Origin of the sequence: Paenibacillus sp. J23TS9, assembly GCF_018403225.1 — a bacterium.
GTDB lineage: Bacteria > Bacillota > Bacilli > Paenibacillales > Paenibacillaceae > Paenibacillus_AQ.
In genome coordinates this window covers 1156210-1169494 of record NZ_BOSG01000001.1, presented here as the reverse complement: position 1 = coordinate 1169494, position 13285 = coordinate 1156210, and the positions used below count along the sequence as shown (strand labels likewise).

Annotated in this window: 13 protein-coding genes; 6 read left to right on the top strand and 7 right to left on the bottom strand. The window is 46.7% G+C overall.

Annotated features, from left to right (window positions below):
• Window positions 1-8: 8 nt before the first annotated feature.
• A complete protein-coding gene (locus tag KJS65_RS05685; RefSeq protein WP_213648950.1) occupies window positions 9-275 on the bottom strand; it encodes a hypothetical protein in 267 nt (88 codons plus the stop codon).
• Between the two features lie 182 nt (window positions 276-457).
• Between KJS65_RS05685 and KJS65_RS05680 the strand changes: the two genes are divergently transcribed.
• The 3 genes from KJS65_RS05680 to KJS65_RS05670 all read left to right on the top strand — a co-directional run bounded on the left by KJS65_RS05680 (window position 458) and on the right by KJS65_RS05670 (window position 4061).
• Window positions 458-1690: an aminopeptidase gene (locus tag KJS65_RS05680; RefSeq protein WP_213648949.1), complete on the top strand. Its 1233-nt coding sequence runs from the start codon at window positions 458-460 to the stop codon at window positions 1688-1690.
• A 215-nt stretch (window positions 1691-1905) separates the two neighbouring features.
• Complete coding sequence (locus KJS65_RS05675) at window positions 1906-3135, top strand: aminopeptidase (RefSeq protein WP_213648948.1); 1230 nt, start codon at window positions 1906-1908, stop codon at window positions 3133-3135.
• Between the two features lie 164 nt (window positions 3136-3299).
• Entirely contained in the window at window positions 3300-4061 is a 762-nt protein-coding gene (locus KJS65_RS05670; RefSeq protein ID WP_213650658.1) for an SDR family NAD(P)-dependent oxidoreductase, read from the top strand.
• On the opposite strand, the gene KJS65_RS05665 is transcribed toward KJS65_RS05670, so the two are convergent.
• Genes KJS65_RS05665 through KJS65_RS05655 form a run of 3 tightly spaced genes read right to left on the bottom strand, consistent with a single transcriptional unit; the run spans window position 4058 to window position 6593 of the window.
• Window positions 4058-4954 carry a hypothetical protein gene (locus KJS65_RS05665; RefSeq protein ID WP_244864389.1) on the bottom strand — a complete coding sequence of 299 codons (897 nt, stop codon included), beginning with the start codon at window positions 4952-4954 and terminating at the stop codon, window positions 4058-4060. The two genes, KJS65_RS05670 and KJS65_RS05665, sit on opposite strands and share 4 nt — an antisense overlap.
• 12 nt (window positions 4955-4966) lie before the next feature.
• Window positions 4967-5659, bottom strand: a complete 693-nt coding sequence (locus KJS65_RS05660; protein ID WP_244864388.1) for an AlkZ-related protein — start codon at window positions 5657-5659, stop codon at window positions 4967-4969.
• A 4-nt stretch (window positions 5660-5663) separates the two neighbouring features.
• Window positions 5664-6593 carry a helix-turn-helix transcriptional regulator gene (locus tag KJS65_RS05655; RefSeq protein WP_244864555.1) on the bottom strand — a complete coding sequence of 310 codons (930 nt, stop codon included), beginning with the start codon at window positions 6591-6593 and terminating at the stop codon, window positions 5664-5666.
• Between the two features lie 346 nt (window positions 6594-6939).
• Here KJS65_RS05655 and KJS65_RS05650 point away from each other — a divergent pair, with 346 nt between their 5' ends.
• Window positions 6940-7422, top strand: a complete 483-nt coding sequence (locus KJS65_RS05650; RefSeq protein WP_213648946.1) for a double zinc ribbon domain-containing protein — start codon at window positions 6940-6942, stop codon at window positions 7420-7422.
• Between the two features lie 70 nt (window positions 7423-7492).
• Here the strand turns inward: KJS65_RS05650 and KJS65_RS05645 are convergent, their stop codons facing one another.
• Together KJS65_RS05645 and KJS65_RS05640 are read right to left on the bottom strand one after the other, a co-directional pair.
• Complete coding sequence (locus KJS65_RS05645) at window positions 7493-8503, bottom strand: aldose 1-epimerase (protein ID WP_213648945.1); 1011 nt, start codon at window positions 8501-8503, stop codon at window positions 7493-7495.
• 132 nt (window positions 8504-8635) lie between these two features.
• A complete protein-coding gene (locus KJS65_RS05640; RefSeq protein ID WP_213648944.1) occupies window positions 8636-10948 on the bottom strand; it encodes a histidine kinase in 2313 nt (770 codons plus the stop codon).
• A 300-nt stretch (window positions 10949-11248) separates the two neighbouring features.
• On the opposite strand from KJS65_RS05640, the gene KJS65_RS05635 reads away from it, so the two are divergent.
• A complete protein-coding gene (locus KJS65_RS05635) occupies window positions 11249-11836 on the top strand; it encodes an RNA polymerase sigma factor (RefSeq protein ID WP_213648943.1) in 588 nt (195 codons plus the stop codon).
• Entirely contained in the window at window positions 11817-12632 is an 816-nt protein-coding gene (locus tag KJS65_RS05630; RefSeq protein ID WP_213648942.1) for a hypothetical protein, read from the top strand. Before KJS65_RS05635 ends, KJS65_RS05630 begins: the two co-directional genes overlap by 20 nt.
• A gap of 53 nt (window positions 12633-12685) precedes the next feature.
• Here the strand turns inward: KJS65_RS05630 and KJS65_RS05625 are convergent, their stop codons facing one another.
• Window positions 12686-13165, bottom strand: coding sequence for a hypothetical protein (locus KJS65_RS05625; RefSeq protein WP_213648941.1), 480 nt, complete (start codon window positions 13163-13165; stop codon window positions 12686-12688).
• Window positions 13166-13285: the final 120 nt, after the last annotated feature.

Sequence of the window (13285 nt, the reverse complement as noted above, 5' to 3'; positions counted from 1 at the left end):
CTTGAGTTTTATTGTTCCATAGATTCGCGTGCCGCATCTACCAATGCGTCAAACAAATCATCATCCTCTTCGAGCTGTTCATCCACTTTCAGAAGTTCTTCCTCATTGCCGGATTCCTCTGCGAAATTCAAGCTGTAATCCCATTCTTTTCCTCTTTTACTGAAAAGCGTGATTTCGTACTTGGAGCTATGACCCGTTAAAGTGAAAGTCACGTGCCCCAGGTACTTCTTGTCCTCATCCTGCTTCATATCTGCTTTTATGATTTGATATTCCATGTATACATATCTCCTTTACTTCCGTCTCGATGTTTATATAGTATACCATGTGCGGTATTCTTTCCATCCGGAGCGTACATATTTTCAATATGTCATCCGATTTAGTACAATACTATCAGAGGATTTGGTTAAATCCCGGTTTCAGACAATTCATGACTAATCATATTGGAGGTTCAAAGTTCATGGCAAATTTCCAAGACAATCTAAACAAATATGCCGATCTTGCAGTCAGAGTCGGTGCCAATGTCCAACAAGGACAAATTCTGGTCGTTAACGCACCTATCGAATCGGCAGAGTTCGTACGCATGATCACCGAAAAGGCATACAAAGCTGGTGCCAGCGATGTACGCGTGAACTGGAATGATGAAAAGATCACCCGCCTGAAATACGAACATGCAGCTGAGGAAGTATTCTCCGAATCACCAAAATGGTACGCTGGCGAAATGACTGAGCTTGTGGAAAAGGGAGCCGCCGTACTGCATGTGCTTGCCGAGAACCCGGACCTCCTGAAAGGCATCAAACAGGAGCGCATTGTAGCGAATCAAAAAGCCAGAGGTCAAGCTATGACCAAATACCGCGCTTACCAGCAAGCTGACAAATTCAGCTGGTGTCTGGTTGCTGTTCCATCGCCGGAGTGGGCAGATAAAGTGTTCCCGGATGCACCGCAAGAAGAACGGATACAGAAGCTCTGGGATGCGATTTTCCATACCGTGCGCGTCGATCAGGACAATCCTGTGGAAGCATGGACCAAGCATCTCGAAACCTTGGATGAGAAGTCCAAATTCCTGAATGAAAAGAAATACAAAAAGCTGCATTACATAGCTCCGGGCACGGATTTAACCATTGAGCTTCCTGAAGGCCATATTTGGGCTGCGGGCGAAAGCTTTAATGAAAATGGACATAGCTTCGTTGCCAACATGCCAACCGAGGAAGTGTTTACGGCTCCCCTGAAGACTGGCGTGAACGGGTATGTCAGCAGCACCAAACCTCTCAGCTATGGCGGCAATATTATCGACCAATTCACGATTACATTTGAAAACGGCCGAATCGTTGGTGTCAAGGCTGAAGAAGGCCAAAAAGTACTTGAGCATCTGGTCGAAATGGATGAAAGCTCACACTATCTGGGCGAGGTTGCCCTGGTTCCGCATCAATCGCCGATCTCTGATTCCAACATTCTGTACTTCAACACGTTGTTCGACGAGAATGCCTCCAACCACCTGGCAATCGGCAGCGCCTATGCCTTCTGCCTGGAAGGCGGCAAGAACATGAATCAAGAGCAGCTCAGCGAGCATGGACTGAATACCAGCGTTACCCATGTCGATTTCATGATCGGCTCCGGTGAGATGGATATTTTCGGCGTAACAGCAGATGGAAAAGAAGAACCTGTATTTAAACAAGGAAACTGGGCATTTTAAGATTGACTTCAAAAAACCATCAATGCCGTATTACCTTTTCTGCATAAGATGTAACCCTTGGAGTCCTATAGAGTCTTTCCAGCAGCAGCGGGAAAGACTCTATTTTTTAGAGAAATCATACATTTCACCATCAATGGACAAGTTATGGTTCTATTTGACCCTTGGTTGATTTACAATAGAAAAATAACCCATCGACACTCTAGGAGGATTTTGCCATGTTATCTTTTGAAGACAAATTAAACAACTATGCGGAGCTCGCAGTTAAAATCGGCGCCAACGTGCAGCCCGGTCAAACCCTTGTCGTTAGTGCCGCAATCGATGCCGCAGAGCTCGTGCGTCTGATCGTTAAAAAAGCCTATGAAGCCGGAGCGAATTTCGTTAAAGTCAATTATACGGATGAGGTCGTTACCCGCCTCAGATATGATTTGGCGCCGGAAGAATCCTTCCTGGTCCCTCCAACTGCCCAAGCGCGTGAGTGGACAGAGCTGGCTGAACAGAATGCGGCATTTTTGACAGTCATCTCCTCCAACCCGGATCTCTTGAAAGGTGTCAGTCCGGAACGGATTGCCAGCAATCAACGCACCTTTGGACAAGCTATGGCAAAATATCGCCAATATCAACAATCCGACAAAATGAGCTGGACGGGTGTCGCCTTCCCTTCCCCCGATTGGGCTGCTAAGGTATTTCCGGATGCTCCGAAAGAAGAACAGGTTGCGAAGCTGTGGGATGCTATTTTCCATGCTGTCCGCGCTGACCAGGAAGATCCGATTGGTGCTTGGCATAAACATATTGATACACTTCAAGCCAAATCCGATGAGCTGAACAGTAAGAAATATCAAAAGCTTCATTTTGTCGCTCCGGGAACTGACCTGACAATTGAGCTTCCGGTCGGACATATTTGGGCTCAGGCAGGCAGTGTGAACGAACAAGGCACTACTTTTGTAGCCAATATTCCTACCGAAGAAGTCTTTACGGCACCGCTGAAAAACGGAGTATCCGGATATGTCAGCAGTACAAAGCCACTGAGCTACGGCGGCAATATTATCGACCGCTTCAAGCTCACCTTTGAGAATGGACGGATCGTAGACTTTGCAGCTGAAGAAGGACAAGACACCCTGGCCCGTCTCATCGGGATGGATGAAGGCTCTCATTATCTCGGGGAAGTGGCGCTGGTTCCTTTCCACTCGCCTATTTCCCAAAGCAATATTTTATTTCTTACGACCCTCTTTGATGAAAATGCGTCCTGCCATCTCGCCATTGGCAGCTCTTATGCGTTCAATCTCGAAGGCGGAAAAACGATGTCTGAGGAAGAACTTGCCGCGCACGGAATGAATGCAAGCATTACCCATGTCGATTTTATGTTTGGATCACCGGAAATGAACATTACCGGTATTACACATGACGGCAAGGAAGAATCGATTTTCGTCAATGGGAATTGGGCATAAACGCAATTATGCAGCAATAGGGAATGACCATATTTCTGATCGTTAAGGTACCTGAAAAGACCGGGCATTATCGCCCGGTCTTTTTATCTGCTTTTCATTGACGCTTAATGAATCCCAGTGGTACCATTAGACCAATTTCATGATGTGAGGAGCTGAATCCTTTGATTCCAATCGATTTATCGGGGAAAACCGCATTGATCACCGGAGCGACCGGTCAATTGGGCCGTGTCATGGCTCGTACACTGGCCCAAGCCGGCGCAAATACGGTGCTGCACTACCATGGCAACGCAGCGAAAGCTGCCGAGCTGAAGACAGAAATTGAAGCTCTAGGCAGAGCTTGTGTCACCGTGCAGGCGGATATCACGGATTTTCAAGCGGTACAGCTGATGAGCGAGACTGCGGTGAACGCTTTAGGCAAGGTTGATATTGTGGTAGCCAATGCCGTCATCCAGTATGAATGGACAAGTATACTGGAGCAGCCGCTAGAGGATTACCGGAGCCAGTTCGAATCCTGCGTTCTTCAAAGTGTGCATCTGGCCAAAACCTTTGCACCGGCAATGATGGAACGTGGTCAAGGGCGGTTCATCGGGATCAATACGGAATGCGCCATGCAAAACTTCCCTGGACAGTCTGCCTACACGGCTGGCAAAAGAGGCATGGACGGAATCTACCGGGTACTGGCCAAGGAGATTGGCGCGCATGGCATTACCGTCAATCAGGTCGCTCCCGGATGGACGATCAGCGAAAAAGACCGTGAAAATAATAGCGAGCATCAAGCATCCTATTCCCAGCATGTTCCGCTTAAACGCCGTGGAACCGATCAGGAAATTGCCAATACGGTCCTCTTCCTGGCTTCGGATCTGGCGAGCTACATAACGGGTGCGTACATTCCGGTTTGCGGCGGAAATGTCATGCCATCGATTTAATGTGACTCGAGGCAGCCGTATGCCTTTAATGTAATCAAACGATCTACCGCAATCAGACTGCGCCATTCGGCTTCGTTACCCGTGCTCAGTGCCGGAAAGCTCATCATCCAGCCTCCGTCCTCCTGTTGATGCTGGATCAGATAATCCAAATGACGCTGTACATCCTCATCTGTTATCCATTGCTTTGCGTAGCTGCCCGGGGTCGGAGCCCATTCCAGAACCTTATGTACATAACCTCCGGCCCCTGGATCCAGCTCGATAGTCCCCGGCTGCTGGAGCCATTCATTCACTCTTTTCAGTTCCTCTGCTGCTCTTTGCTGATCTGGAGCTGAATCAAGAAATGAAATACATTGGATCAGGTCGTGATAATCCGTCTTATCTGCTAACGGGATCCTTTGCCATACAAAGTCAACACTCTGCGCAAACCACTTTTCTTTCTCCAAATCTGAGATTAATTGATGCTTCGATAATATCCCCAGAATCCTTCCTGTGGGATTAAGTGATCCAGACCCGTCTTCCTCCGTATTCCACCAAGGAGCGTGAGGGTATTCGTTCACACTCATAGCCGCTCGCGGAAAGCCGCCTTCCACTCTCGATGAACTTCCAAGATACTTCAAGATGCCCTTCATCATATCCGGATCAAAGAATTCGATCTCTTCCATCGTCATTAAGGCATACTCCGTGGCTATAGGCTGACTTCCGGGTGTGCGCATATCCGGTTCCAGTGCGTTACCAAAGCCGCCATCGGCATTCTGATAGGGACGAAGCGCGTCTGCAACGGAAGCCGCTCTGCCTTGTTCAAAATGATATTCAAACCGTCTGCGGTCCAGCAGCCTGCCATTGGCATAAATAAAGTCACGTGCTTTCATGAACTGAGCACTCGATAGTTTCAAGGGAACAACCTCCTAGGAATTGAATATTTTTTTGAAAGACATGAGCGCCTTATCGCTGCTTCTCTCACCTAACCGGGTGAGCAATTCTTCGCGTGCTTCTTCCTTCGTGCGGTTATTCTTCTTGATTCCGTTCTGCCGCATCCAATTCTCCGCAGTCTCATAGGAAGTGCTGCTCCAGCCATTCACCTCACCCATCTCATTCACCTTGGCCTTCACGCCGGATATGACGATAAACAGAGATTCCTGCAGTTCAATGATCGCTTGATCAAAAGCCTTCTTGTCCTCCTTCGCCTTCATCAGCGCACGCTCCCGCAGCATACGTGTATCGATTCCTTGCTCGGTATCAATGAGCTGATACAGCTGCCATGCTGTTCTGGATAACAGGCCATCCCTATAACATTTTTCAGCGTCCGTTCCCATGCTCAGACAGGTGTACACCCAAGGAAACCATTCAGAAGAGACAAATACTGCTTTTTTCTTAAAGAATTTTCCATAGGCAGCCTTCCCTTCCAATGGAAACCGCGTACGCCAACTCCATGGATCGTCCTCTGTATCGCTGTGCCAGCTGTCTTTCGGAGTGATGCTTTCAAGAGAAGGATAGTCTGGGATTAGGGAGGCCAGCGGCAGTATGCCAACCTGTTCGATGTATTCCACTGCCTCTTCATAATGATTTATCATCACTTCAGTATGAATATTTTCATTCATATCATTAACTCTCCTCTGTACTGGCTTGTTCGTATCTATACCTCAGTTGTTCAGCTCTGTGACGGACTTCAGCCCGCAGCTTTTCAGGCATGATGACTTTAGCGTCGAGACCTAACGAGAAAAATAACTGTACGGCCCACTCCCACTCGCTTTCCGGCAGATGAAAGTCTGCAATCCAGCGTTCATCGCCTACATGTTCAATGTGTTCTCCAACATGCTCGTCCCGTTCCACCTGAAGCATACCTTTGTAGGTTAGCTCGGCTCGGATATGTACTGTTTTTACTTGGCTTTGAAGTCTTACGGGTTCGGCATAATCCTCTGGAGCATCAACTTCAGCGATGTCACTCATCCGGTCAACACGAAGACGCCTGTTCTCGCCATGTGTATTAGAGTTGCAATCACAGTACCAGAATCCGTGGGCAGCAAATATCTTAAGGGGTTTGATCAGCAGATTTCTCCGATGATTCAAGGACTGATAAAAAACAGATATCCATTTCCCTTTTGCTGTCATCTCAAGCAGCAATTCCAGATGGGGAATGTTGTAGACCCTTTTCGGAACCTCGACTTCCATGCTGTTCAGAAGCGGAGCAATGCTCAGTGATGTATCCTGTGGAAGAATGCTCCTTATTTTGTCCATTACCGTCCATCGTTCTCCATTAAACGGAGTATCCGTATACCCAGTTAAACCCTGCAGCGCAAACAACACGCATAAAGCTTCTCTGGAGCTTAGCTGAAGGGGTGGAAGCTGAAAACCTTCCATCAGTGAATAACCGCCGTTTGGACCGCTCGCCGCCCCGAGAGGCACACCAATCTCCGACAGAGTCTGGATATCACGAAGAATCGTGCGGCGGGACACCTCCAGCCTTTCCGAGAGTACGGTTGCCGTCTGGCTGCCATGCTGCAAGGCCATGATAATAGCCATTAAGCGGTCCATCTTTTTCAAGCGCGGCACCCCCTTTTTCATGAATTTATCCCTATTATAGCAGGCTATTGGTGACAACTTATATGTCACTAATTATTTGCTCCCCTGAACTTTTTTCAGATGAACATTCCACATGGATATTTTCCATATGTACAGCTTTAACACCCGCTTGAATGGATCAAAAAAACAGGTATTTCCCTCTTCCAGTTACTCGGTTATAATGCCATAAGATGAGCCATACACTATAACTACCAAAAGGTATCCATAAGCGGGTAAGCCGGGAGGACCCCCGTGTTCCTCTCTCTTGTACGTAAAGAAAAGATGGATACAGAACGGGTGAAGGAGGAGAACCACCGTTATGTCCAACTTTTTAAACAAGCTCAAACAGGGTGTGTCAGACGCGGGCAAAAAAGCCCAGCAAACCGTGGAGTCCACGTCACTGAAATTCCAGGTGTCATCCAAAGAAAAGGATATTGAAAAAAACTATACGGAAATAGGGCGAATTGTATATCGTTCGCTTGAAACGGAATCCAGCTTTATTCCGAATGAAGAGTTTACAAAGTACCGTGAAGCCATACTTGGTCTGGAACAAGAGATCGAAGATCTGAACCGCAAAATTCAGCATCTACAAAATCTCAAGGAATGCGGATGCGGTAAAATGCTGCCGGCAGACGCATCCTACTGTCCTTTCTGCGGCCAGCAGTTTCAAACTGTCGTTGTACAGCCTGCAGCCGTGCAAAGCCCTCATACCGAAAAAGCAGCCTTCTGCCCAAATTGTGGCGAGCCAGCGTCTCAGGCAGACCATTTCTGCCGTGGCTGCGGGTTCCAATTAAGCGAGTAAGAACAAAAACCGCCCTTCCTATCCGGAAAGGCGGTTTCTTACGTCTTCTGTGTTATTGAGAAGGTATAATTTATTTAGTGCGCTTGATTGCGTAGAAGGAACTGGTCTCTTCCCATCTCTCGCCAGGCTCTAGCCCAAGAAGCCCCATTTCCTCGGCTGGTATGTCTGAAATATTCGGTGCATTCACCAGATTAATTTGTGGTTCCGGACAGAAGAATTTCCCGCCCGCTCCGTTGTTCCAGATCATCCAATATTTATATGCTGTTCCAACATCATAGACAAGTACATCACCCGTGCGTTGATCTGTCAGCTCCATCCGATTGCGCCCATCTTGCGGGACTGCCGTGTAATGGTTATCCATGGAGGCAAAATACGGGCTGACACCCTCCGTCTTCATCAATTCTTCCTCTTCGCTAAGCGTCTGGAATTGTCCAGTCGGAAGCATTCGTTCAGTCATTTCCCAGCGCTGTCCGATCGTCATTTTAAACGTATAGTCCGATGCTGCGCTTCCAGGGACAAACGGTGCATTAATCGCTGTGTGGAATGCCAGCAAATTCGGCATTCTCTCTTGCCCGTCATTTGTTACGGTAACATGCTGCTGCAAACCTTCTCCGTTCAAGGTATAACGCAGCGAAATGGTAAACTCGAACGGGAAGTACTGTTTATAAAGATGGCCGTCTCTCACCCGCTGGGATAGAACAACCACACTTTCATATTCGTCTCCCTTTATGTAATCGACAGCCCATGGCAGCTGATGCATGAAGCCATGCAGATGGTTGCCGCGATCCGTCTCATTGACTGGAAGCTCATAGACTTTACCCTCCCAGGCAAACTTTCCTCCATCAAAACGATTGGGCGGAAACAAAACCGGTATACCATAGATACCTGGATTTGCAATGAAATCCTCCATCTCGTTTGCTTCCGGTTCACGTAAATACCGGAAACCGTTCTCAAGATCGCGGAATAAGATCAGGTTTGCGCCCCGTTCGGGCAGAACCGCCGCTTCGTATTGTCCATGCTTCAGCCAGATGGCATGTTCGCCATGAAAGTCGCCTTCATATGCTGCATTTTGTGTCTCCATGATTGCCTCCTCTTGGGTATCGAAATCGTAAATACACTGCTTGTAATAATATACCACGCTATGCAGGTTTACGAAAACGATATAGTAAACTTAAGTTTACTCATTTGCACTAGCAATGATGGTAGGGTTGGATCAGCTAAAGCTTTCCGGATTGGATACCAGAAGAACGTCAATATCCCGTGCCAGGCGGATCAGCTCGCGAATGACTTTGCGGCGACGCATCGATTGACCGCTTACCGCCTGACCGACAATAATTTGTGTCGCCTTCACTTGGTTTGTCTTATCCATAACGAAATCCGGAATTTCCTTCCAGGCTCCCACGGACATCGTATCGAAGGAACCGCCGAAGCTCTCGGTGAGCTTGCGGCAAGCATCTATTTTTAACTGTTCATCTTCTTTCGAAAGAGTTTCCGTCTGAATATAATTCACATACCATGTGGCTTTCAATCGGTATGCAATACGAAACCCGCGCCGGATCAGACGCTCATGATTGGAGCCGGGCAGGATGCATACATAAATAGCCTCTTCTTTGCGCCAGGGTCCCCGCAGTGAAAACCGCCTTTCCCAGGCTTCCAGCCTCTCATCCACATCGTCAGCAATTTCACGAAGGGCTAACTCTCGTAAAGCAATCAGGTTTCCGGTTTTAAAAAAAGAGCTCAGTGCTTGCTCGACTTTGTCTGCCGCGTATATTTTCCCGTCCCTCATCCGCTGCTGCAGCGACTGGGGGGTGACGTCAATCAATTCGACTTCATCCGCCATGGACAGAATATAATCAGGTACCGTTTCCTGTACACGTATGCCCGTGATTTGCTCCACTGCATCATTCAGGCTTTCCAGATGCTGAACATTCACAGTCGTGATCACTGATATTCCATGCTCCAATAGAAACGCGATATCCTCATATCTTTTCTTGTGAATACTTCCGGGAACATTGCTGTGCGGAAGCTCATCCACCAGTACCAGCTCCGGGTTACGTGCAATAATGGCCACAGCATCCATTTCTTTCAGAACCGTTCCTTTATACGGAATCTGTAGAGCAGGAACCATATAAAGGCTCTCCACCTGATCAGCCGTCTCCGCACGCCCATGTGTTTCCAACCATCCAATGACCACATCTACTCCTTTACGGAGACTTTCATTACCCTCATGGAGCATTGTATAAGTCTTACCGACACCGGGAGCCGCGCCGATATAAATTTTAAAGCGTCCACGTTTCATTCGTTCAACCTTTTTCTCCATTTCTTCTTTGTTGAGCCGATGGTACATATCATTCTCTTCCGGCTGCTGCCTGCGTGTGGGCAAAATTCTCGGCCCGCCCTGAGACGTGCGGTCTGCGACCCAGAAAATATCAATGCCTTTGGCCCGTTTTAATATCCCATCGGTTACCGATCCCTGCCAAAATTCCTGCCAGCTGCTTTTTTTAGAATGACCGAGCACAATACGTGTGACTTTTTTATCCACGGCATAACGGATTAAAGCTTCAGCAAACTGGCGGGTTGAGCGTAGGGGCAGTTCCTCTATTAAAGCACCCGTCTTTTTAGCCATCTTCTGCAATGAACGCTTGAAGGCTGAAGCTTCCTTCGTGAGCTTGCTCTGATCAAGCATGAAAATTACAACCAGCAAATCTCCATTCAATCGCTTGGCGATTTGCTGCCCCCTCCTGATATAGATGGAACCATTCCAGTGATATTGCGCCGAGACCAGAATCCGTTCCGAGGCACCGGAAGGCCCAGGCAGTCCTTGCTCATCCCGGTGCTTTTCCAGGGTCGAATTGACATCCTCAGCTACGAGCCGCAGTGACATTTCCCGAAGCACGGCCAAAGCCTTGCGTGTGAAGAGTTCCCTATCCATGCTCTGCTCCAGATGCCCTTCCTGGAGCCTTGCGATCAGCGTCTCAGGCGTAACGTCGATCAGCCGGACCTCATCAGCCTGACTCAATGTATCCAGGGGAACGGTCTCTCTCGCTTCCATCCCCGTCCACTTTCTTGCCAGCTCATGAACTCCCTCAAGTTCATATACATTAAGCGTCGTAATAACACTGATCCCTTTTTCAAGCAAAAACTCTATATCCTTCAACCGGTTCGGAAAAAGGGCTTCCTTACGATTCCGGTGAGCTAGTCCATCCACAAGAACAACCTCGGGATTGCGTACCAGCAGCCCCTCCAAATTCAGATCCTTGGATTCTTTGTCTTGATCCATCCAGTGGATACTGGGCACCCGCTCCAGATCAGCAAGCTGCCTGACCGTTTCCGGACGTTTGAGTGTTGAGACCGCGCAGATGACAACATCTATGCCTTGGTTTTGTAAAATCTGGCCTTCACGCAGCATGTGATAGGTTTTGCCGCTGCCGCTGACGGCCCCGATGATAATTTTCAGATTGCCGCGTTGAAGCCTTCGAATATCCTCCAAAATTTGCTCCGGCGTTTTTCTTTTATATCCTTCCATGGTGCATGTCTCCCCTGTTTCTGGTTCTTTGTGGAATCGTAATCCCGAACGGGATGTAAGTAAAATGGGGATTGGCGTATTTCAGGCATAGTGTGCGGAATATTCCGAAAAAATGACTTTTTGCCGAGCAAAAGGCATATATTTGAAACGTTATCTCGGCATTGCTTTACTTATCTCATTTTCATGCTTTTGTTCTCCTAAAATTTCAATACCAAATATTAGGCTAAGTTGCCATAAATATTGTAAAATAGAATATAAGCGAATAACCAAAAGAACGGGGTTATCGGGAAGGGGATTACCATGTCCAATATGATCAGACTTCTTGCGACGGCGGATTTCAGCGATGTCAGTCAGGATTTGCAGGAAGAAATATATTATGAATATTATGATTTTGCTTATGGCATGATTCTCTATATCGTTAAAGATCACGCGGCTACCGAGGATATTATACAGGAATCTTTTATTAAAGTTATTAGAAACAAGCCCATTTTTGAGAACGAGGGCAAATTGCGAGCATGGCTTAAAGTAGTTACCAAAAATACAACCATTAATTATTTGCGAAAAAATAAAAACTACCGTAACCAATTGGATGTTGAAGGTGTTTTTATGTATAAAGAGGAAATTTCCAAGTCTCCGATATCGGTAGAAAACACAGTAGAAACCATGCTAATTGAAGAGTCTATCATGGAATACCTTCAGCAATTGAAGCCTGAATACAGCGTACTGATCGAATACAGGTGGAAACAAGGCCTCACCTACAAAGAAATCTCTAATATGTTGGATCTGAGCGAAGACGTCGTTAAACAGCGTCTTTTCAGAGCCCGTGAAAGTATCAAAAAAATGCTGTTTAAAGAGTGGGGGATTAAGGATGAAAAGCGAAAAATATGAAGAATGGTTTGAGGTCGCTTTCGACCGAGCGGTTTCTTCATCCTCGTTAACGTCCGACGAAAGCAAGAAAGCATCCTGGAAAAAGGTTCAGGCTGAAATTGAACAGATTAACCAAAAGCGCAAACGTAGACGTCGTATGCAGCTCAGCGGCATTGTTGCTGCTTCATTTATCGCGGGAGCTATATTATTCAGTCCTCCTGGCGTAACTACAGCTATCTCCCCTATCATGAAATCTGTCGTCGATTTGGGTAACGGCATGATGAATATCATTATCAGAAATGGTGAAGTTCCTTCAAATCTAGTTACTCCCAAAACGGAATTACCGGAAAAATATTTCAGTCCGGAAGGCGAGAATGACAATTTTGCCCGTTTGGAGTCATCGGAAGTTAGAAACAGTGTAAGTGAACCTCCTAACAGAGAGGAATTAAAATCCAAACTATCATTCGTACTGCCTGAAATAAATCAGATGCCTGAAGAATATAGTTTTGAAAATTACACCCTTTCCTTTCCAACAGAAGATGGAAGCAAATATGACAGGATTTCATTAAAATACACCGATAAAGAGCAGCATGTACTTTGGATACACATCATGAAATTAAAAACCTATCAATCAACCATTTCAACGGTTCCCATAGACACAGAAAAATTAAAGTTAGGTAATGATGAATTATATTATAGCCCGGGTGTATATAATCAATTACTCGGAGCCCATCAATCGCTGATCATTCAGTTTTCCAGCAATCTTCAGAAAAATGAGTTGGTCGAAGTGTATAAATCATTGATGCAAATCCCTTAGTACGAAATAAAGAAGCGGCGAACTGAAAAGTTCGCCGCTTCTTTATTTCTAAATTAGTAAGCTAAAACAAAGTCCGAATATTCGATGCTTTGCTCGTAGAGTCCACCCTTGTTAATCGAATGCGTGCAGGCAACACGATAATAGAAGGCTTTAACGCCAGTAAAGAGCGCATCCCCAACTACAAAATCGGTGTTGTTTTTTGAGAAAGTCGTATTGGATACATCAACCCAACTTGTACCTGTATAACGTTGCAGAGATACATAGGCTTTAATGGTATCCACGCTAGATTTTGCTGCCGTGTCTGCATTAATCCGAAGCTGCCCGTTACCGATCGCGCTAATCGTTGCATTACCCGCGGCCAAATATTGGTAGTTTCCGCTAATGCTGAGAGGACTAAACTCTGTTGGTGGAGGTGGTGTGAGAGCACCCGGCTCAATCACTGCAGAAGAAGTAGAAGTATTGTCGGCGGCGTACGATTCGGCTCCTGCCCCGGTAGCCAGCAGCATGCTGAGCGCGGAGACAGCAACGGTCATGGATAGAAGTTTGCGAAAATTAGATTTCTTCATTCTCTCACCTGTCCTTATATGGGTAATATTGGAATACACCTCATATAACGTTTTAGAAGCAGACAAGTTACGACTTTTTAAAAGAAT

What these genes read in the sequence shown, in the direction of transcription:
- KJS65_RS05685 (WP_213648950.1), bottom strand. Translation starts at nt 275, where the DNA reads ATGGAATATCAAATCATAAAAGCAGATATGAAGCAGGATGAGGACAAG.
- KJS65_RS05680 (WP_213648949.1), top strand. Translation starts at nt 458, where the DNA reads ATGGCAAATTTCCAAGACAATCTAAACAAATATGCCGATCTTGCAGTC.
- KJS65_RS05675 (WP_213648948.1), top strand. Translation starts at nt 1,906, where the DNA reads ATGTTATCTTTTGAAGACAAATTAAACAACTATGCGGAGCTCGCAGTT.
- KJS65_RS05660 (WP_244864388.1), bottom strand. Translation starts at nt 5,659, where the DNA reads ATGAATGAAAATATTCATACTGAAGTGATGATAAATCATTATGAAGAG.
- KJS65_RS05655 (WP_244864555.1), bottom strand. Translation starts at nt 6,593, where the DNA reads ATGGACCGCTTAATGGCTATTATCATGGCCTTGCAGCATGGCAGCCAG.
- KJS65_RS05650 (WP_213648946.1), top strand. Translation starts at nt 6,940, where the DNA reads ATGTCCAACTTTTTAAACAAGCTCAAACAGGGTGTGTCAGACGCGGGC.
- KJS65_RS05645 (WP_213648945.1), bottom strand. Translation starts at nt 8,503, where the DNA reads ATGGAGACACAAAATGCAGCATATGAAGGCGACTTTCATGGCGAACAT.
- KJS65_RS05640 (WP_213648944.1), bottom strand. Translation starts at nt 10,948, where the DNA reads ATGGAAGGATATAAAAGAAAAACGCCGGAGCAAATTTTGGAGGATATT.
- KJS65_RS05635 (WP_213648943.1), top strand. Translation starts at nt 11,249, where the DNA reads ATGTCCAATATGATCAGACTTCTTGCGACGGCGGATTTCAGCGATGTC.
- KJS65_RS05630 (WP_213648942.1), top strand. Translation starts at nt 11,817, where the DNA reads ATGAAAAGCGAAAAATATGAAGAATGGTTTGAGGTCGCTTTCGACCGA.
- KJS65_RS05625 (WP_213648941.1), bottom strand. Translation starts at nt 13,165, where the DNA reads ATGACCGTTGCTGTCTCCGCGCTCAGCATGCTGCTGGCTACCGGGGCA.